Source organism: Enterococcus sp. HMSC076E04, assembly GCF_001814285.1.
Taxonomy (GTDB): domain Bacteria; phylum Bacillota; class Bacilli; order Lactobacillales; family Enterococcaceae; genus Enterococcus_B; species Enterococcus_B lactis.
Genome location: NZ_KV815599.1, coordinates 65,732 through 83,573 on the forward strand (window position 1 = coordinate 65,732; position 17,842 = coordinate 83,573).

The window sequence follows — 17,842 nt, forward strand, 5'->3', positions numbered from 1 at the left end:
CTGTTTTTTATTTTGTGAAACGGCAAACATTTTTTTATTAAAAACAGTGTTATAACAGAAAAGAGGGCGTTTTCACGAACAATTCCTCATTCTGTACCAGTATCTGTATCATTTTTTACTTCTTCTATGAATCGAAAGATAAACGGCGAGACTTCTACCTCCAAGAATAGAGACTGTTGTACCCATTGATATGTTACAGATCCAGTTGTGTAGTAAAAAATCCCTTCCGACTTCTCAACAAGTATAGACTGTTCCGATAGAGCCATCTGTTTCATTATTTTTGCTATATAATAATTTTTTATTCGTATATTCAGATCTATTGACAAACGATAGCTTTCTAATGCTGCCGTTAATAAAAACGTACATAAAAGAAATAAAAGCAACACAGAAAATAAAATAGAGCCCTTACAACATTTTCTATTGATCGTTTTTTGTCCATATGGCATATCCATCTTCTCCATTTTCAAAGTGTACATAAAAAGAAATTGTGTGTTCTTTTTCCAATAATTGAAGCTCAGTGATGCTTGTTAACATAGGTTGATGCCCGCCGGAAGTTCTTCTTTTACGTATCATCGTCTGATATCTTTCGATGATGTACTGTTTATCCTCTACAGTGTAATGCAATTGCTGATTTTTCACGGAAACATTGTGACTGCTGTTAAGTTCCTCTTCTAATTGTGCTAAAAATATCAGCCACTCTTTTTGATCTTTACGCTGCAGAAAGTCACTTACTTGGATGGTTTGCTGGATCAAAAGATTGAATGACAGCAATATACTGCTTACTATCATTAGTCCGATTAGACATTCAATCAGCGTAAATGCCGGGATTTCTTGTTTTTTCAATATTGATTGCTTCTTTCTCCATATTGACAAGCACTTTTTCGATTACTCCATTATTTTCGACAATTTGGATATCGTACATAATCATTTCTTCACTTCGCTCTGGTCTTTTGTGATATATCCGCTGTGTCTTGGTATCTTCGTAAACCATTCGAATAAGTAGCATTTCCTCCCCGCTGTTCTTTTCTGCCTGAAGTAAAAAAAGCTGACCAAAACTCACTAAGTACACACAGACGGAAGCAATCATCAGCGCTGTAAGGGACTCTAATAAAATAAACCCTTTTCTATTCAATTCTTTTTGTATAGCGTCCACTCCCCATCTGGAATTGATACGTAATCGTTTGCCCTTTTTCTTCCCAATAAAATTGATACGCTTTTAGTGAACTTTCATTTCCAGTTCCAGCCGCAAAAGTGATGGAAGCATGGCGTTTCAAGGTAATCTCATCAGGAATATCTAATACTTTCCAGCTCGCTTCATCGGGTTGCGACATACGAAAAATGATCTGATTTTCGTCATTGTTCCAATAAAAACCTGTTTGGATTTGGTTCACAATAGCGATTTTTTGAGTGGTATAGATTCGTTTTTCAAACTGGCTGAAAAATTGATAGACTGCCAATTCATTCTTCCATGCAGAAAATGCGAGAACTGGAAAAGAAAGGATTGTTGTAAGCAATAAAATCAGTAAGAGTGACTCAAACAACGTATATCCTGATGCTAATGTTTTACCTTCAAGGTCGCTGGTAGATGTCTGCATGTTCTCGTTTGATATAGCCTTCATTCAATAATTCCTCCACGGTAGGGATTCTTCCATTGTTTTGAAGCGCGTAGAGCTCTTTTTGTGTGTCTACCAACTGAATGATTGCTTCACGACTTTCTTGGTCTACATGATTCCTATAACGTGACAAATTAGGAACGAACAACAATACTAGTACACTGATGATCAGTAAAACGATCAGCATTTCGATTAATGTAAAACCGCTATAATAAGGTGTTCTTTTCTTTTTCATGGCAAGACCTCCTCGATACTTCCATAAACAGGTAATAAAACAGCAGCATATACCAGTAAAATCAAAACCGCTACGCCCAAAAAAATAATTGGCTGAATAAAATGCAGCCAGTGCTGAAGTCGTTTGAAAAGCTGTTTTCTTGTCCATTCGCTGTAAAATATCAGTTCTTTCCCTAAATTTCCTTTTGCCTCTCCCTGCAAAATAATCTTGCTGAATTCTTCAGATAGAAAACGGTAATTCTGGAACTGATCAGCTAATGGTATACCTGCCTCCAATCCTTGTATCATCTTGGAAGCAAGGTGTTGAATCAGACTTTCTTGTTTCGTCTCCTTCAAGCAAACGATGATTTGCCTTAATTCGAAGCCTTCATGAAAAAGTTTGCCAATCTCTAGCGACAAATAAGCAGATTGATACAAGGAATATATCGGCCCAATCACCAATTGTCTGCTGATCCATTCACTCCGATCAATAGGAGACAATTTCATCAGCCGATACCTTACTAGAAAAGTCAATAAAGCAACCACGAGGATAAATAGTAGAACGTACCAGTGAAAGACTTGTATCAGCTGAATCCCCCAATGCTCTTCCATAACCATCCCTGAACCAATAAGCTGAGGTAAAACGAGCAAACGCATACTAAATAAGATACCTAGCAAAAAGGTGAGCAATAGCATCGGATAGGCAAGCAGCTTTTTCAAATCATTGCGAAATCCTTCGACCAGACGAAACTGTTTGGCAATTTCCAACAAAGTTGCCGGCAGATTCCCGTGAAGTTCAGCTAATTCGATCTGTACCAGTTGTTCTGCTCCATACCCTGTTTGCGAAAGTACTTCACTAAACGGTTGTCCTTCCTTTAGCTGATGTTGGATGTTTGCCAAAATAGCAGGCTGGAACGAACGGATCGTGAGTAATAAATAAAGGGATTCTTGCAAACTAAAACCAGTTAAAAGCAGTTCTCCCATGGTTTGTGCAAACTGGTTTTGCTGGCTTCTTGTCAGTCCTTTAGAATAGTTCTGACTGCCAAGTTTTTTTCTGAGCTTCTTCATAGCTTTCCTCCCATGATTTTTTTACTGGTTCTTCCTCCATAAATTGATAACTCCACAAGACAGAAGGATGGTGATCGGCATCTTCCAAAAGTTCTTGATAAATGACTCCAGCTAGACATTCAGATAGCTCTTCTTTTTTCTTTGTTAGTTCATGGATTCTGATCAATGTACCTTCAAGATTGCGTGCATGTACGGTTGCGAATACCCGATGTCCCGTTAGTGCAGCTCTTACCGCAGCATGTGCAGTTGATTCATCTCTTATTTCGCCAATGATCAACAAATCAGGGCGATGCCGTAATGCGAGCTTCAAAAGTGTGTCATAAGTCTGTGCTATTTTGGGATTGATCTGCAATTGCAGAAAGAATGGTTCTTCGATCTCTACAGGATCTTCAATCGTGATTACTTGCCGTTTTTCTTTCAAAGCTAACCGATACATCAATGACGTCTTGCCTGACCCGACTGGTCCGCTGAATAGATATAATCCACGTCTAAAGGTTTTCTGCAAAATAGTTTCAAAATCTAGAGAATTAAAGCAACGATGAGGTGTTTCAGAAATACCGTATAATAGCCGAATCACTAAGCTTTCTCGTTGAAGGTAATCTCCTACAGAAGACAGTCGTAACCGAACCTTCTGTTTTTCTAAAGAATAGGTCAATGCACCTAATTGAGCTTTTCTTTTTTCTCCGATATCCATTTGTCCCAAATACTTAAATCTTGAAATCAATTGCTGGCCATCTGCCGAAGATACTTCCTTCCAGAATGTTCGTTTTTTTCCATAGCGAAAATAGATGTAAAATACTTCTGAAGCTGGCAAGACATATACGTCTTGGGCATGTTTGGCGAAACTTTCACTTATCATTTGATCGGATAATCGTTTTATTTCCATTATTCTCCCCTCCACAAAAAACATACGTCTTTTTGAACTTTTTGTTTCAAATAAAATGAATTTATTAAAAAACATTGGCAAAAAACGAATTTATGTTATACTTATAAAAATTTATCTTGGGAGGCATTCCATTGGAATCAACATTAAAGAAATACATCGAAGTAGCAAGTAAAAAAAAGCCCGCTGATCTAGTGATCAAACAGGCTAAGATCGTCAATGTCTTTACGAAAGAGATCATGGAAAAAGATGTAGCGATTTACGAAGGAATGATCGTAGGGATTGGTGAATACGAAGGAAAAAGCGTACATAATGCTAAGGGGCAATATCTAGTACCAGGATTCATTGATGGCCATGTGCATATTGAAAGTTCACTTTTATCACCAAGTGAATTTTCAAAAGTATCCTTGCTTCATGGAGTCACTACTGTAGTAACAGACCCCCACGAAATAGGAAACATCGCTGGGAGTACTGGTCTTCAATTTATGATAGAAGACGCAAGACAAACGCTTATGAATATTTTCTTTATGCTCCCTTCTTGTGTACCTGTCACCCCATTTGAGACAAATGGTGCAAATCTAAATGCCAAAAATCTGGCACCTTTTTTACAAAATCCCGAAGTTTTAGGTTTAGCTGAAGTCATGAACTATCAAGCAGTAGCAAATAATGAAGCAGATATCCTAGAAAAGATCCAGTTGATGCACCAGCATAAGAAAAAGATTGACGGACATGCAGCTGGTATCGGCATGGAAGAATTAAATGTTTATCCCGCAGCAGGTATTCGGACGGATCATGAAGCTACAACTGCAAAAGAGGCTAAAGAACGTTTGGATCTTGGTATGTATTTAATGGTTCGAGAAGGGACCGTTGCAAAAGATCTGGCCTCGCTACTACCGGCGATCACGCCTGATAATTCAAGAAGATGCTTCTTTGTCACCGATGATAAACTCATCAATGATTTAGTTAAAGAAGGATCGATTGACCATATCGTCCGTCAAGCTATTTCAATGGGAATTGATCCGTTACAGGCAATCCAGATGGCAACATTGAATGCAGCAGAATGTTTTGATTTGAAAACACTAGGTGCGATTGCTCCTGGGTATCAAGCTGATTTCTTCTTAACAGACGATCTTACCAAGCTGCCAATTCATGAAGTTTTCTATAAGGGAACATTGGTCGTCCAATCTGGTCAACTCGAAGACCATTTATTTGCTGATCATTCAAATCCATATACATGCTGTCTACCAAACCTAAATGCTCAACCATTGCATCCTCGTTCGTTAGAGCTGCTTCTCCCTTCTTCACAAGCCCATGTGATCGAAATTATCCCGAATAGTCTCGTCACGAACGATTTGGTAGAAAAAGTGGACCGACAAGGCGAACGATTCATTCCTTCAATCGAAAAAGACCAATTAAAGATTGCGGTGATCGAGCGTCACCATCAAACCAGAAATATTGGGTTAGGCATCGTAAAAGGATTTCAGCTGAAACAAGGGGCGATAGCGACAACGATTGCTCATGACTCTCATAATCTAGTTGTCGTGGGAACAAATGATGAGGATATGCTGTATGCTGCTAATCTTTTGATTCAAAAAGGTGGCGGGATGACTGTTGTCAACAAACAGAAGGAAATAGCTTGTCTTCCTCTACCGATAGGCGGCATCATGACACAGGAACCTTTTTCGCTCGTCAATGAACAGCTGAATGAATTAATAGCTGAAACACATCAACTAGGGGCAGCTAAAACCTTTGATCCTTTTTTGACACTTTCTTTCTTAACCTTATCTGTCATACCCGAATTGAAGATCACCGACAAAGGATTATTTTCATTCTCTCGATTCCAATTGATTCCACCTTGTTGAAAACCGAGGAAATAGGTATATCTTAAATCAAAAAAGTCCCAGAAAATGCACATGACAGATGTAATGTGTTTTCTGGGATTTGATTTATATTTTTATGAAAGTAAAAAGTTCATTCACAGACTTTTCTTTTTGGTCTTATCTTGAAATCGAGCTTCTACTCGATAAATACGTTGACCTTTCGAAGAAAATTTTTCTTCATACTCCGTCATAATATTGCCTTCAAATTGACTTTGATGCAAATCCAACCATACCTGTTTGAGGATCATGCCATATTGAGAAAAACTTGCCAGCGAATACTCAAACAATCCTTGATTATCTGTTTTGAAGTGGATTTCTCCATTTGGGCGGAGGATCTGTTCATCTACAGCAAGAAAAGTTTTGTATGTCAAGCGCCGTTTTTCATGTCGTTTTTTCGGCCATGGATCAGAAAAATTCAGATAGATCTGATCTACTTCGCTGTCAGCGAAATATTCTGTCAATGCTGATCCATCCACATGCAGAAGCTTCAGGTTAGGAAGCGGTTGTTCGATCAACTTGTCTAATGCTATAGAAACAACACTTACTTGCATTTCTACTCCAATATAATTGATTTCAGGATGGGCTTTTGCCATTCCAGTAATGAACTGGCCTTTCCCCATTCCAATCTCAATGTGGATTGGATGATCGTTTCCAAACAATTCATTCCATTTTCCCTTCCACAATGTTGGATCACTAATTACAAAATTCGGGTGAGCCGCTAGCATTTCCGCTGCTCCCGGACGATTTCGGACACGCATTATTTATCTCCATTCCTTTCTCTAATTAAAAAGGTCTGGCCAAATCTCCGCAGAGTTTGGGCCAAACCTCAGCCACTGAAAATTCGTTTTAATTGTAAAATTTCTTCGTTCATTCGTCGATGATCTTCACGTTTGCAGTATCTAGTGATTTCTTGGAGCAAATTCATGGCCGCATACCAGTGAAACTTTTCAAGCATTTCGTCAGTCGGACGTATGCCATAACTGATCAGCCATTGATTCCAACTGGATAGAGGCACATAATTTCCTAAAATCGTTGCAATATCTACCGCAGGGTCTGCAAACATGATTGAATCCCAATCCACGAGATATAAATAATTTTTACATACTAACCAATTTCGATGATTTACATCTCCATGCACTACTGATAGATTTTCCTTATCTATCGGCGGGATCTGCTCACGAAGAAATCGATGGACGATTTGCAGAAATTGATTTTTCTGGAGTTCTTCTGGTAATTCTTTTTCATATTTTTGCAACATCTTCTCCGGCGTCATAACACGTCCGCCGATACGGGTCAGCATGGTTTTAAGAGAATTTGAATGATGTAAATGGTACAAAACATCAATTACGTCATTTCTTTGACCAATCTCATTAGGAGTTAGCAAGCGGCCTTCTAGCCATTCTTGTGCTGTCAAGGTATCGCCATTCCCCGTTCGTTTTGTCCAAACAAGTTTTGGTGTAATTCCTTCCCTTGAAAGAGCAGCCAACATCGGAGTCGTGTTTCGTTTAATAAAGACTTTGTCTTCATCACGCATGCCTATGTATGTTTTTCCTGTATCGCCTTTGATGGGACGTAACCGCCACTCTTGGTCTAACTGAAACTCCATCATGCATTCTCCCGTCCTCTTACTCTTTGTTTTGCAGTACTTATTATTCTAGTCGCCTGATCACTACACGTCAAGCACATATACGTTCTTTTTCATTTATTTGCCATTCAAAAAACCGACTTTTCTCAAAAAAAATAGAACGAACAGCATTCTTACTGTCAACGCTCTATTTTTCAGTTCATTTTTATCCTACACAGCTTTGTTTTCAGTCTGACATCTTCTTCAAACGAGTTGGTACATATAGTTTAACAAAGAGACCCGTAACAATCAAATAAGCCGCTAGCGGAACCCATCGCTGCTGACCATCCAATACGACTGCAGCAATCAACCCAAAGATAACCGATGCGATAACTAATACCCATGTGAGCAGATACTGGATCGCCTGCTTCTTCTGATTCTCATGGATCGGATAAAGCTGAACGAGCACCATATAGCGGAACTGGCTCGCTAAAGGCAACAATTGGAACCCGATCAAATATAAAAATAAAGAACCGATTATCAGACTAAAATAAAAGTCGATCACTCCGAAAATCAATAGCCCACCTATAATTACTAACCGGAAATAAAGACCACTAAAATCAGAACCTCTTGCCAATCTTCTTGCAAACAAGTAAAGATAAGTGTTTTTTGATTCTCTCTTAATATGAGTCAATAGAGGATCCAAGTAGCGTCTTCTTTTTACCTTTGCCGTAATTTCAGGAACATCGGTGAATAAATTAATAAATTGATAGATTTGATGCAACCTTTGTTCTTCTGCGTGCACCATATTCTCCCAATCCAATCCTTTTTCCTGTTGCTTCCACAAAAACCAGTAATATAGACTTGCCTGTACCAATGCACCTGCTACCCCTGCCCAGACCAGCCAATAAAATGAAAGAAGCAAAATGAGCATAGAAGAAAGTAACCAACCTGTTTTCCAATAACGAATGACCTGTTGATCTAGCCGAAACAATTCTGCTCGCTTAATTTGCAGATGACTGAATTTCAAACTCCATAATATGATCAGATAGACGAAAAACATCGAAAAGACTTGCTGAGTACTAACCACCACTAATGGCATAGCAAATCCGCATGCCAATATCAAAAGGATCATCGGAAAAATGCAAGAATAGCGAAAAGCTCGTTCCAAATAGGTCTGCATTTCTTTTTCTTTCGGAAGTAAAAAAACAATATCTGCTGCCTCCGCAAAAGTAGCCATCTTGCCTACAAATAAACAGAGCATCCAAAATATAGAGATTATCATTCCCCCAAGTGCAAAAGGCGGATGCAAGGTTTTCAACCAGCTAGAATAGTACAATCCCACGCCACCAATTAAGAAAAGACAAACTAAAACAAAATGATCGTTCAACACATAGCGCATATATTTCATCATTTTCTTTTGATGCCTTGCTAAACGTTTTTGAAAAAAACTACTCATGTGCCTGCTCCTTTGTTAAAGCGATATAGATTTCGTCCAAAGAAGAATCCGGCAGATGAAATTCTTTTCTCAACATCTCAAGGGTCCCATCTGCTCGTATCTCTCCGTTATGTAAGATCACAAAACGGTCACAGTATTTTTCTGCAGTAGCTAAAATATGCGTAGACATCAAAATACCGGCTCCTTCTTTTTTCATCTCTACCATCAATTCAAGCAGCGCATTGATAGCTAGTGGGTCCAATCCTATGAATGGTTCATCAATGATATATAAAGAAGGCTCGATCAAAAAGGCGCATAAGATCATCACTTTCTGCTTCATCCCTTTTGAAAAATTAGCCGGAAACCAGTCAAGGCGATTAGACAAACGGAAAGTCTCCAACAGCTTTTCAGCTCTTTTCATTGCTGTATCCATAGGTATATCATAGGCCATCGCAGTGACTTCGATATGTTCCCTCAAAGTCAATTCTTCATATAAAGAAGGCGTCTCTGGAATATACCCAATTTGTTTACGATATTCTTCTGTATTTTTCTTTAAAGATAGATGATTGATTTCTATCGTTCCCTTTGAAGGTTCCAACAGACCGATAATGTGCTTGATGGTTGTACTTTTCCCTGCTCCGTTCAGCCCGATCAATCCTACTATCTCTCCAGGCTGTACGTTGAAACTGATGTCTTTTAACACAGGGAGATGGCCATACCCTCCTGTGACATGATCGATAATTAAACTCATTCTTTTTCCTCCGCCATTTATTTTTATTTATTATACCACGAAGAAAATGACGGTATTTTGTTTTTTTCCTTACAATGGCTTTAACTTATGGTAAAGTTAAGCTGAAGTATTTATTCTTTATGGAAAGGATGTTTTTTATGGAAAACTGTATTTTTTGCAAAATCATCAATCAAGAAATCCCAAGCTATAAAATTTATGAAGACGACAAAGTCTATGCTTTTTTAGACATTTCTCAAGCAACGAAAGGACACACGTTAGTTGTCCCTAAACGTCATGTAGCAGATATTTTTGAATATGATCCTGAACTTGCAGGAGAAGTTTTTTCACGTGTGCCTAAGATTGCTCAAGCATTAGAAAAAGCTTTTCCAGAAATGAAAGGTCTTAATATCTTGAATAACAACCGTGAATTAGCTTATCAATCTGTTTTTCATTCACATATCCATTTAGTTCCTCGCTATAGCAAAGAGGACGATTTTTCTATCCACTTTGGCAACCATCAAGACAGTTATGGACCAGAAGAACTAAAAGCTATTCAAGAAACAATCGTAAAGCAGGTGCACAGCGATGATTAAAAACTTTTTCAAAGGACTGTTATTCGGAGCTGCTGCTGGAACTGTCGGAGGTCTGTTATTTGCACCTAGGAGTGGGAACGAAACAAGAAAAAAACTGATTGAAGAACTGGAAGAAGCAACCACTCTGACAAACGATTTAAATAACAGCTTGGATCATTTTAAAAGCGCATTGATTGAGACAAAAGAAACAGCTGAATCTGTGATTCCCGCTTTCCAAGAAGCCATCAAAAAAGATATCGAAGATTTTAAATTCCAGGCCGAACCACGTATCGCCCAAATCAATGAACAAGTAGAAAAACTAACAGCTGATCTGCCTGAGTATCCTGATCAAATACAATAATGATCATTTTCTCAACAGATACGACTGTCTAATAGAGGAATAATTGCACATTTCCTAGGAATGTGATGAAATTTTGAATTTTGTTTGAAACTATCACGAGAACGCTTTTAAAGGGCATGGGATATGGTATAGTTAATATATAAAAAATAATAACTAATTACAGGAGTGCAAACATTAATGAAAAAAAAATCAATTATTTTGGCAGCTACTAGTGCGTTGGCTGTTTTAACTCTAGCGGCTTGTTCAGGCGATACCAATAAAGATATCGCAACGATGAAAGGCGGAACGATCACTGTATCTGATTTCTACGATGAAGCAAAGCTCGAATCATCGAACCAATCATTAGTACAACGGATGATCATCTATAAAGTATTCAATAACAAATACGGCGATAAAGTAACAGATAAACAAGTGGATGCAGAATACGACAAACAAGCGAAATCTTTAGGTGATACTTTTGAATCACAATTAGAAACTGCTGGGTATACGAAAGATTCTTATAAAGAATATATCCGTAATAATCTAGCTTTTGAAGCTGGTTTGAAGGCTCATGTAGATATTACAGATGATGATTTGAAAACTGCTTGGGAATCTTTCCATCCAGAAGTAGAAGCACAAATCATCAAATTATCAAGTGAAGATGAAGCCAAAGATGTAAAAAAATCAGCGGACGATGGGGATGATTTCTCTAAATTAGCCAAAGACAAATCGACTGATTCAGAGACAAAAGAAGATGGCGGTAAAGTCAAATTCGACTCGACGACAACAACCATTCCTGCAGAAGTAAAAGAAGCAGCTTTCAAATTGAAAGACGGCGAAGTCTCTGACGTTATTACTGCAACAAATACTACTTCTTATGCAACAGAATACTATGTTGTCAAAATGGTGAAAAACCAAAATAAAGGCAACGACATGGATAAATACAAAGATCAATTAAAAGAAATCGCTACTGAAACAAAATTAAGTGATAATACATTCACGACTAAAGTAATCGGTGAAGAATTAAAAGATGCAAATGTAAAAATCAAAGATGATGCCTTTGAAAATGTGTTGAGTGCATTCACAACAACTTCATCAAGTACGAAAGACTCAAGTGAAGCCACATCTTCAACAAAGAGCTCTGACACAAAATCAACTGATTCAACAAAAGAATCTTCAACTGAAGAAACAACTGATTCATCAAAATAAAAGAAAACAAAAAAAGCGAAGACTTATGTCTCGCTTTTTTGTTTTGAATGAAAAAAATAAATTTTTGCTATAAATCTTTTGGTACATAGAAACTTCGGTTGTCCATACCGAAAATCCGATCTGTGTATTTTCCTGGTTCTGTTTGACGAATCGAAGTCAACATCATCTGCATGGAAGCATCAATATTGTCGATTTGATGTAATATTTCTGCTTCCATTATTCTTGGACGTACAGGTGAACCATATTCTAATAGGCCGTGATGTGCTAAAACCATATGTCGTAATACGAGAACGTCTTCGTCAGCTTCGCTGATTTTCAGCGCAAGACAGGCTTTAGTTATTTCTTCGTCAATCAATACCAAATGACCGATTAAATTCCCTGCAAGCGTATATTCTGTCGACATAGGACCGGAAAGTTCGATCACCTTTCCTAAATCATGCAAAATGATACCCGCATATAATAATGGTCGATTCAACTCAGGATATTCGTCGGCAATTGATTTTCCTAAGTGAAGCATTGTCAAAGTATGATAAGCTAATCCACTGGCAAATGCATGATGGTTTCTTTTGGCTGCCGGAAACTCAAAAAATTGTTTTTGGTATTTATTGAGTAGATAGCGAACGATCCGATTCCAATGTGCATTTGTGATTTCAAATAATAATTGATTGATTTCTTCTTCCATTTCTTCTTTCTTCAAAGGGGCTCTTTCCATGTATAAACTAGGTTCCCCTGGCTCATCCATCCTTGTTAAACGCATGTGAAGAATCTTTACTTGCGGGTTCCCTTGATAAACCTCTCTTTTACCGTTTAGAAAAACGACTGTGCCGGCTGTAAATTTATTGATTTCCTCTTCCGAAGCATCCCAGTACTTGCCATCGATGGTACCTGAAGTATCTTGGAAAGTAAAAGCAATAAATTTTTTTCCGTTTTTAGCGATTCTTACATCTGCACTTTTGATCAGGACAAATTGCTCAAACTGCTCATCGATTACTAAATCACGAATTTTTTTCATTATTTGCTCCTTCTAATTGTTTTACGGTTTGGTTCATCTCATGGTAATAGCTTACCATTTCTTTATCAGAAGAAAAACAAATTATTTGATACTTTTCTCCAAATTTAGCTAAAAGTTCAGCTAATTGATACTTTCGCTGATGATCATAATGAAGCCAGCCATCATCTATGATGATCGGGCATATCGAACGATTGGCTTCTAACGAGAGGTAAGCAAACCTCATCGCCATAATCAGCTGATCTTTCGTACCTGTAGACAACTCATAGATTGGAAAGTCTGTATATCCGTCTGTTAAAGTCAGTGTATCGTTTTTCAGTAATATCTTCTGATAATTTCCTTTTGTTAAAATACCTAAATAATCACCCGCTGCTTTTAACAACTGAGGTAATTGTCTCTCACTCATCTCTGTTGAAAGATCGCCTAAGAATGTCCCTGCGATTTCAAATGCGCCCCATTCCTCCAGCAATTCCTGCAATTTTGCTTTTTGTCGGCTAGCTTGTTGATAGAGTTCGTCCAATGTGCCGTCTCTTTGCAGCTCTTCTACTTGAAGTTGGAGTCGTTGCCGATTTTCACTTGCCTCTTTTTCTTCTTGCTGTAGTTGGCCTTGTTTTTCTTTCAATTGCCGCAGTCTTACAGATAATTTCTCTTTCGTCAGTTCTTCAGGAAACAGTGGACGAAGCATTTCTGACAGTTCATTGTACCTTTTCATCTGCTGTTCGGCTTGTTTGGCTTTTTGTAAAAAGACAGGTACTTCCGAAGGATAAGATAATCCAGCTTGGCTCAATTGTTCGCTGTATTCTTGTATCCATACTTTTTGTTTCTTTTTCAATTGATTGATTTCTTGCTTCAATAAAGTATTTTGCTGATAGCTTCTGGCAAATTTCATCTGTTCCATTTCTTGGATAAAACGGGAAAGCATAGCCATTTTTTCTGAGATCGTCTTATCTTGTATGGGTAGCCATTCTTTAACAAACTCAAATTTCTGATCGATCTGTTGTAGTTTTTCTTGGATTTCCTGCTCTCTTTTATGTTTCCGCACAAATACGCCATACAATTTCTGATAATCTATGACTTCTTGCCCATATTCTTTCATGAGTTTGAGTGTATCCATCTTTCCTAAGTGCCGATGATCAGCAAAACGATATACTTCTTGCTGAAGAATCTGTTTTTCTTCTTCGATTCTCTTTTGTTTTTCTTCTGCTTCTGCTAATTGGGCTAAAGCTAAATCAAGCTGACCTAGTTTTTCTTGCCACATTCCTTTTATTTCTGAGAAATCATTTTTAGGTTTAACCTTTGGTTGCTGTTTGTAAAAGAAATAGCCCACCATGCCTGCACCAATCAATAAAAAGATCACTTTTAAGGGCATTGGTACAAATATACCTGCAATGATTATTGCTCCGCCAGCAATTAGCATATAGGGTTTAGATGAAGGGGTTGGTGCTATCTCTGACTGATTTTGTAATAATGCTGGATAAGTCTCTTCCAACTCATTCACTTCTGCTTCGATCATTTTTTGCTGTTCTTTAGCTATCTGGAGACGCACAGAAATCTGGCTTTCTAGATCAGCAATCCTTCTTTCTTCAGCCAGAAGATTCTTCCACTCTTCTTCATATAAAAATTCTTCCGGTAACGGATTTTTCTGCCACTGCCATCTTTGTTCCAAGATCTTCAATTCTGAATTTGTTTCTCTAGTCTCTATTTGAAGTCTTTGCCATTCTTCGCTTAATTGTTCCGTTGTAAACTGGAGTTGTTGGAGGTCTTTTAGTTCTTGCTCCTGCTCTAAATAAAAATAATATCTAGCTGACTGCTGATCCATCCCGCTATGCTTTTCCAGAGTTGCTTCTAATTCTTCTAAACGCTCATTTGTTTGCTGATACCGTTTGGAAAAAGACTCCAGATCAAGAAGAAGTTGTTCATCAGGAAGACCTGTGGCGATGTTTTTTTTGAGGGATTGCCATTCTTCATATAAAGAAAAATTGAGTTCTTGCTGTCTGGCTAGTGCAAATTGTTTATTCGCCTCATGTAGTTGTTCCAGTAACTGTTGCTGTTGCGACTCGTATTCCTGTTCTTGTTGGATCAACTTGCCAAAATAAGCTTCCTGTTCTTGTTTTAGATGGATTTTTTCTTGAAGCTCTTTCCATTCATTTAATTTTTGATTGATCAGCAGTTTTTGGCCTTTTTTCTTGAATAACTGTTGTGCTTTCTGATAATATTCTTGTCTTTTTTGGAATACTTGAGAACTGCCCGTAATCCCTAAAGAAATCAGTGCATCATGTAGCTCTTTTTCTCTCAAGTGATCTAGTTCCATCAACTGTTCTTGCTGGAAAGTAAATACCTGCTGGAATAACTCTTTCGTCAAAGGTGCAATCAGTTTTTCTAGTAATTCATCACTTCCAACTTGGTTCCCCAGCCATACCTTCGATTTTCCACGATTTTGCTGTTTATAGCGCTCGACAGCAAACTCACCGTATACAGGATGTATAAGCCATATTTTGCCGCCATAGGCTGAGCCGTCTTTTGGTGTATAATCCTTTTTTTTTACGGCCTTTTGAAGGGAATCCAAATAAGATGGCTTGGATAAATTGATAAATCGTTGATTTTCCTGCTTCGTTTCCCCCATAGATCAGCTGATTGCCTGAATAAAAATCAAAACTTTTTTGACGCCATTTTCCAAAAGCAGCAATCTCGATCCTTAAAATCTTCATTCCTGATCCTCCTCAAATAAAAAATCTTGATTAAGTAGCTGCTTGGCTTTTTCAAGTGTTTCTTCTTGATATTCCGGCAGTTCGCTCAATATTTTAGCCGCTTCTTGGTGACTATATACTTCATTTAAAATTTGTTGGAAATCTTGAGGTGTCTGATAGTATTGAAATAGCTGTTCCATCAATTTAGCAGAAGCAGCAAGTGGAATCTTCGCATAAAAAGTATCCTCCATGAGAGAAATACGCCAAATAAATAAATCCCTTATCCTATCTGAAAATTCCTCTAACAGATAATCTAATAACTCTCCTGATTGTATTCTCTCTAGAACATCTGTATTGAGATGGTCATAATCTTTTAATTTTATCTCAATTAAACTAAACTCATCTTCTACTTTTGAAAGTTGCTGACGAATATGAACAATGACCTCTTTTGTCGTTTTCGCTTGCCTCAATGATATTTCCTTTGTCTTCCAATAGACCTCTGCTACTTTAATCGGATGTATTTGACAACTTCCTTTACTTAATTCAACAAGTAGAATGGACGTAGAAGTTTGTTCTTTTTTAGTGTGTCCTTGAGGCGCACCTGGATAAACGATGGTTTGCTTTTCATTTAAAACTGTTGGCACATGGATATGCCCCAAAGCCCAATAATCGTATCCTTTTTCTTGCATTTTTGAAGGTTGGAAAGGGGCATAGTTCCCTTTTTGCGAGGTACCAGGTTCCCCGTGATACAAACCAATATGGTAATCTGTGAGTTCTCTAGAAGGAAATTCCATCACTTTGTCTTTTTGAATCCATGGTTGTCGATAACTGAATCCACTGAGAGAGACAGTTTCGCCACTTTTTATCGTTATTTTTTTTGTCTCTACCGTTTCGGATGTAAATAAATGGACATTTTTAGGAAAGGAGAACCAATACCGCTCTTTTTGATAGAAATCATGATTTCCGAATATTATAAATACAGGTATATGGTTTTTTTCTAACCGTTTCATCTGTTCTAAAAAATGTTTCTGTATTTTTAATGAAGGACGATTTTGATGAAAATTATCTCCTGCAAGTAAAACAAAATCAACGTTATTTATTATTGCCTGTTCAATGATATTTGATAAAACGGTCAGATTCGTCTTCAATAATTTTTCCTGTACAGTTTTATCTAGAGTTGTCAGTCCTTCAAATGACCGATCCATATGTAAATCTGCCGCATGGATAAATTTCACCATTAAAAATTCCCTCCTCTTTTTCTTTTATCATACCATTTTCAATGTTTTTTTTCATCAATAACCGAAAATTTGTTCGTATTATGCAAAGAAATTACGATAAATGGCTGGCTTCAAAAAATGAGTTTATTCGAAAAAAGATTGTGACATGATTTTTGTCACAATCCTAAATATTTATATTCTATACTCCCTAAATTAGTTTATATGGTAAGAATTCTTTCAAAAGCTTGAGATACTCCGTCTTTATCGTTTGAAACGGTAATATAATCAGCTTTTTTCATGATCTCTTGATGACTATTTCCCATTGCAAAACTAATATCTGCACTCTCAAACATAGATAAGTCATTTAAACTATCCCCGATCGCGATTCTCAAAGGTTTTTTTAAATTGTAGATTGATTCCAAACGATCAAACACCGTGCCTTTCGATACATTTTGAGGCACGATTTCAATGTTTACAGGTGCTGATTCAGTAACAGTCACATTTAGCATCTTTTTCAAACGGTTAAATATATTCGCTTTCAATTGACGATTGGGAATAAAAATAAAAAATTTGTAAATACTGATATCATCCTTTTCTATAATTTCCTCAATATTATTATAAGGAATAGAACAAATAGATTTTTCATACTCAAGCTCATAGTTCAACTCCTTGACAGAAAATTCACTACCTACCTCGTGAAAGATTTTTTTCATTTTATTTTTATAGTTCTGCGATTCATAACTTCCGAGATTCGTATATATTTTAGTTGGAAATTTCGATATGACAGAATCAATTTTTTTTACATCCTTTTTATCGAAAAAAGACTCAAATATCTTTTTTTCTCCATCAAATCCAACAGAACCATTTAATCCTACTGCTGGAACCATTAAACCAGATTTTTTGAGAATATTATTAATGTCTTCTACTTCTCTTCCAGAACAAATGAATGGAAAACAGTCTTTAGGTAAATGTTGCATTGTTCTTGCATTTTTTTGACTAATGCTCTGGTCAGAATTCAAAAGAGTACCGTCTAAATCTATACCAATTAGTTTCATTTCATCCATGTCTCCTATACGTTAATTATACATTCACTGCTGATTATAAGTCTAAATTTCTCACAAAACATATACTAATTATACCTAATTTAAGTAAGTGTAAGAATCATTTTAAGAATAGGAACGGACATTTGTATACTGTTCTCTATATTTTTGATTTATAAATAAACGTGTATTGTATCAAAATCAATTATATCGTTATTTTATAATAACCAACTATAAAAAAACGAAGTAGGTGAAAACTAACTTCGATATTCATAGAAGACTCTATTAGTTCAATTTAGTAAAAGTTTTAAACAAAAAAAGATGAACTATTTCTAGTTCATCTTGTTACCTTTGCGTGGCGACGTCCTACTCTCACAAG

Annotated in this window: 18 protein-coding genes and 1 pseudogene; 4 read left to right on the forward strand and 15 right to left on the reverse strand. The window is 37.0% G+C overall.

Annotation, left to right across the window (positions count from 1 at the left end; all coding sequences use genetic code 11):
- Window positions 1-86: 86 nt before the first annotated feature.
- Genes comGG through comGA form a run of 7 tightly spaced genes read right to left on the reverse strand, consistent with a single transcriptional unit; the run spans window position 87 to window position 3,780 of the window.
- Window positions 87-446, reverse strand: coding sequence for a competence type IV pilus minor pilin ComGG (comGG, locus tag HMPREF2961_RS07635; protein WP_025477304.1), 360 nt, complete (start codon window positions 444-446; stop codon window positions 87-89).
- The gene (gene comGF / locus HMPREF2961_RS07640; RefSeq protein ID WP_002328904.1) at window positions 418-843 is read right to left on the reverse strand and encodes a competence type IV pilus minor pilin ComGF; all 426 of its coding nucleotides are present in this window, start codon (window positions 841-843) and stop codon (window positions 418-420) included. Before comGF ends, comGG begins: the two co-directional genes overlap by 29 nt.
- Complete coding sequence (locus tag HMPREF2961_RS07645) at window positions 806-1,153, reverse strand: hypothetical protein (protein ID WP_002315634.1); 348 nt, start codon at window positions 1,151-1,153, stop codon at window positions 806-808. The genes comGF and HMPREF2961_RS07645 overlap by 38 nt, the downstream gene beginning before the upstream one ends.
- Window positions 1,125-1,595: a competence type IV pilus minor pilin ComGD gene (comGD, locus tag HMPREF2961_RS07650; RefSeq protein ID WP_002291349.1), complete on the reverse strand. Its 471-nt coding sequence runs from the start codon at window positions 1,593-1,595 to the stop codon at window positions 1,125-1,127. The genes HMPREF2961_RS07645 and comGD overlap by 29 nt, the downstream gene beginning before the upstream one ends.
- Complete coding sequence (gene comGC / locus HMPREF2961_RS07655; protein ID WP_002309938.1) at window positions 1,570-1,848, reverse strand: competence type IV pilus major pilin ComGC; 279 nt, start codon at window positions 1,846-1,848, stop codon at window positions 1,570-1,572. Before comGC ends, comGD begins: the two co-directional genes overlap by 26 nt.
- Window positions 1,845-2,894: a competence type IV pilus assembly protein ComGB gene (comGB, locus tag HMPREF2961_RS07660; protein ID WP_002315632.1), complete on the reverse strand. Its 1,050-nt coding sequence runs from the start codon at window positions 2,892-2,894 to the stop codon at window positions 1,845-1,847. The genes comGC and comGB overlap by 4 nt, the downstream gene beginning before the upstream one ends.
- Window positions 2,851-3,780 (reverse strand): competence type IV pilus ATPase ComGA, encoded by a 930-nt coding sequence (comGA, locus tag HMPREF2961_RS07665; protein ID WP_024634693.1) that lies wholly within the window; start codon window positions 3,778-3,780, stop codon window positions 2,851-2,853. The genes comGB and comGA overlap by 44 nt, the downstream gene beginning before the upstream one ends.
- Window positions 3,781-3,911: 131 nt before the next feature.
- Here comGA and ade point away from each other — a divergent pair, with 131 nt between their 5' ends.
- Window positions 3,912-5,639, forward strand: coding sequence for an adenine deaminase (ade, locus tag HMPREF2961_RS07670; RefSeq protein ID WP_070704460.1), 1,728 nt, complete (start codon window positions 3,912-3,914; stop codon window positions 5,637-5,639).
- A 113-nt stretch (window positions 5,640-5,752) separates the two neighbouring features.
- On the opposite strand, the gene trmB is transcribed toward ade, so the two are convergent.
- From trmB to HMPREF2961_RS07690, 4 genes are all read right to left on the reverse strand, one after another.
- Window positions 5,753-6,415, reverse strand: a complete 663-nt coding sequence (gene trmB / locus HMPREF2961_RS07675) for a tRNA (guanosine(46)-N7)-methyltransferase TrmB (protein WP_002315629.1) — start codon at window positions 6,413-6,415, stop codon at window positions 5,753-5,755.
- Window positions 6,416-6,483: 68 nt separating this feature from the next.
- On the reverse strand, window positions 6,484-7,266 hold the full coding sequence (locus HMPREF2961_RS07680; RefSeq protein ID WP_002291341.1) for a phosphotransferase family protein: 783 nt from the start codon (window positions 7,264-7,266) through the stop codon (window positions 6,484-6,486).
- Window positions 7,267-7,468: 202 nt separating this feature from the next.
- Window positions 7,469-8,680 carry an ABC transporter permease gene (locus tag HMPREF2961_RS07685; protein WP_002315628.1) on the reverse strand — a complete coding sequence of 404 codons (1,212 nt, stop codon included), beginning with the start codon at window positions 8,678-8,680 and terminating at the stop codon, window positions 7,469-7,471.
- On the reverse strand, window positions 8,673-9,410 hold the full coding sequence (locus tag HMPREF2961_RS07690; RefSeq protein WP_070704463.1) for an ABC transporter ATP-binding protein: 738 nt from the start codon (window positions 9,408-9,410) through the stop codon (window positions 8,673-8,675). The genes HMPREF2961_RS07685 and HMPREF2961_RS07690 overlap by 8 nt, the downstream gene beginning before the upstream one ends.
- Before the next feature lie 137 nt (window positions 9,411-9,547).
- On the opposite strand from HMPREF2961_RS07690, the gene HMPREF2961_RS07695 reads away from it, so the two are divergent.
- The 3 genes from HMPREF2961_RS07695 (at window position 9,548) to HMPREF2961_RS07705 (ending at window position 11,510) form a co-directional block, all read left to right on the forward strand.
- Window positions 9,548-9,982 carry an HIT family protein gene (locus HMPREF2961_RS07695; protein ID WP_002291337.1) on the forward strand — a complete coding sequence of 145 codons (435 nt, stop codon included), beginning with the start codon at window positions 9,548-9,550 and terminating at the stop codon, window positions 9,980-9,982.
- On the forward strand, window positions 9,975-10,322 hold the full coding sequence (locus HMPREF2961_RS07700; RefSeq protein WP_002291336.1) for a YtxH domain-containing protein: 348 nt from the start codon (window positions 9,975-9,977) through the stop codon (window positions 10,320-10,322). The genes HMPREF2961_RS07695 and HMPREF2961_RS07700 overlap by 8 nt, the downstream gene beginning before the upstream one ends.
- Before the next feature lie 177 nt (window positions 10,323-10,499).
- Window positions 10,500-11,510, forward strand: coding sequence for a peptidylprolyl isomerase (locus HMPREF2961_RS07705; protein ID WP_002291335.1), 1,011 nt, complete (start codon window positions 10,500-10,502; stop codon window positions 11,508-11,510).
- Between the two features lie 67 nt (window positions 11,511-11,577).
- On the opposite strand, the gene HMPREF2961_RS07710 is transcribed toward HMPREF2961_RS07705, so the two are convergent.
- The 4 genes and pseudogenes from HMPREF2961_RS07710 to HMPREF2961_RS07725 form a co-directional block, all read right to left on the reverse strand.
- On the reverse strand, window positions 11,578-12,522 hold the full coding sequence (locus HMPREF2961_RS07710; RefSeq protein WP_002291331.1) for a 3'-5' exoribonuclease YhaM family protein: 945 nt from the start codon (window positions 12,520-12,522) through the stop codon (window positions 11,578-11,580).
- Window positions 12,506-15,227, reverse strand: a pseudogene (locus HMPREF2961_RS07715) (AAA family ATPase). Before HMPREF2961_RS07715 ends, HMPREF2961_RS07710 begins: the two are co-directional and overlap by 17 nt.
- Window positions 15,224-16,444, reverse strand: coding sequence for a metallophosphoesterase family protein (locus HMPREF2961_RS07720; RefSeq protein ID WP_070704466.1), 1,221 nt, complete (start codon window positions 16,442-16,444; stop codon window positions 15,224-15,226). Before HMPREF2961_RS07720 ends, HMPREF2961_RS07715 begins: the two are co-directional and overlap by 4 nt.
- Window positions 16,445-16,641: 197 nt before the next feature.
- Window positions 16,642-17,487 carry a Cof-type HAD-IIB family hydrolase gene (locus tag HMPREF2961_RS07725; RefSeq protein ID WP_024635847.1) on the reverse strand — a complete coding sequence of 282 codons (846 nt, stop codon included), beginning with the start codon at window positions 17,485-17,487 and terminating at the stop codon, window positions 16,642-16,644.
- Window positions 17,488-17,842: the final 355 nt, after the last annotated feature.

Coding starts and splice junctions, on each gene's coding strand:
- comGD (WP_002291349.1), bottom strand. CDS start 1,595: ATGCAGACATCTACCAGCGACCTTGAAGGTAAAACATTAGCATCAGGA.
- comGG (WP_025477304.1), bottom strand. CDS start 446: ATGCCATATGGACAAAAAACGATCAATAGAAAATGTTGTAAGGGCTCT.
- trmB (WP_002315629.1), bottom strand. CDS start 6,415: ATGCGTGTCCGAAATCGTCCGGGAGCAGCGGAAATGCTAGCGGCTCAC.
- HMPREF2961_RS07725 (WP_024635847.1), bottom strand. CDS start 17,487: ATGGATGAAATGAAACTAATTGGTATAGATTTAGACGGTACTCTTTTG.
- comGC (WP_002309938.1), bottom strand. CDS start 1,848: ATGAAAAAGAAAAGAACACCTTATTATAGCGGTTTTACATTAATCGAA.
- HMPREF2961_RS07705 (WP_002291335.1), top strand. CDS start 10,500: ATGAAAAAAAAATCAATTATTTTGGCAGCTACTAGTGCGTTGGCTGTT.
- HMPREF2961_RS07710 (WP_002291331.1), bottom strand. CDS start 12,522: ATGAAAAAAATTCGTGATTTAGTAATCGATGAGCAGTTTGAGCAATTT.
- HMPREF2961_RS07680 (WP_002291341.1), bottom strand. CDS start 7,266: ATGATGGAGTTTCAGTTAGACCAAGAGTGGCGGTTACGTCCCATCAAA.
- HMPREF2961_RS07700 (WP_002291336.1), top strand. CDS start 9,975: ATGATTAAAAACTTTTTCAAAGGACTGTTATTCGGAGCTGCTGCTGGA.
- HMPREF2961_RS07690 (WP_070704463.1), bottom strand. CDS start 9,410: ATGAGTTTAATTATCGATCATGTCACAGGAGGGTATGGCCATCTCCCT.
- HMPREF2961_RS07720 (WP_070704466.1), bottom strand. CDS start 16,444: ATGGTGAAATTTATCCATGCGGCAGATTTACATATGGATCGGTCATTT.
- comGA (WP_024634693.1), bottom strand. CDS start 3,780: ATGGAAATAAAACGATTATCCGATCAAATGATAAGTGAAAGTTTCGCC.
- comGB (WP_002315632.1), bottom strand. CDS start 2,894: ATGAAGAAGCTCAGAAAAAAACTTGGCAGTCAGAACTATTCTAAAGGA.
- HMPREF2961_RS07685 (WP_002315628.1), bottom strand. CDS start 8,680: ATGAGTAGTTTTTTTCAAAAACGTTTAGCAAGGCATCAAAAGAAAATG.
- HMPREF2961_RS07695 (WP_002291337.1), top strand. CDS start 9,548: ATGGAAAACTGTATTTTTTGCAAAATCATCAATCAAGAAATCCCAAGC.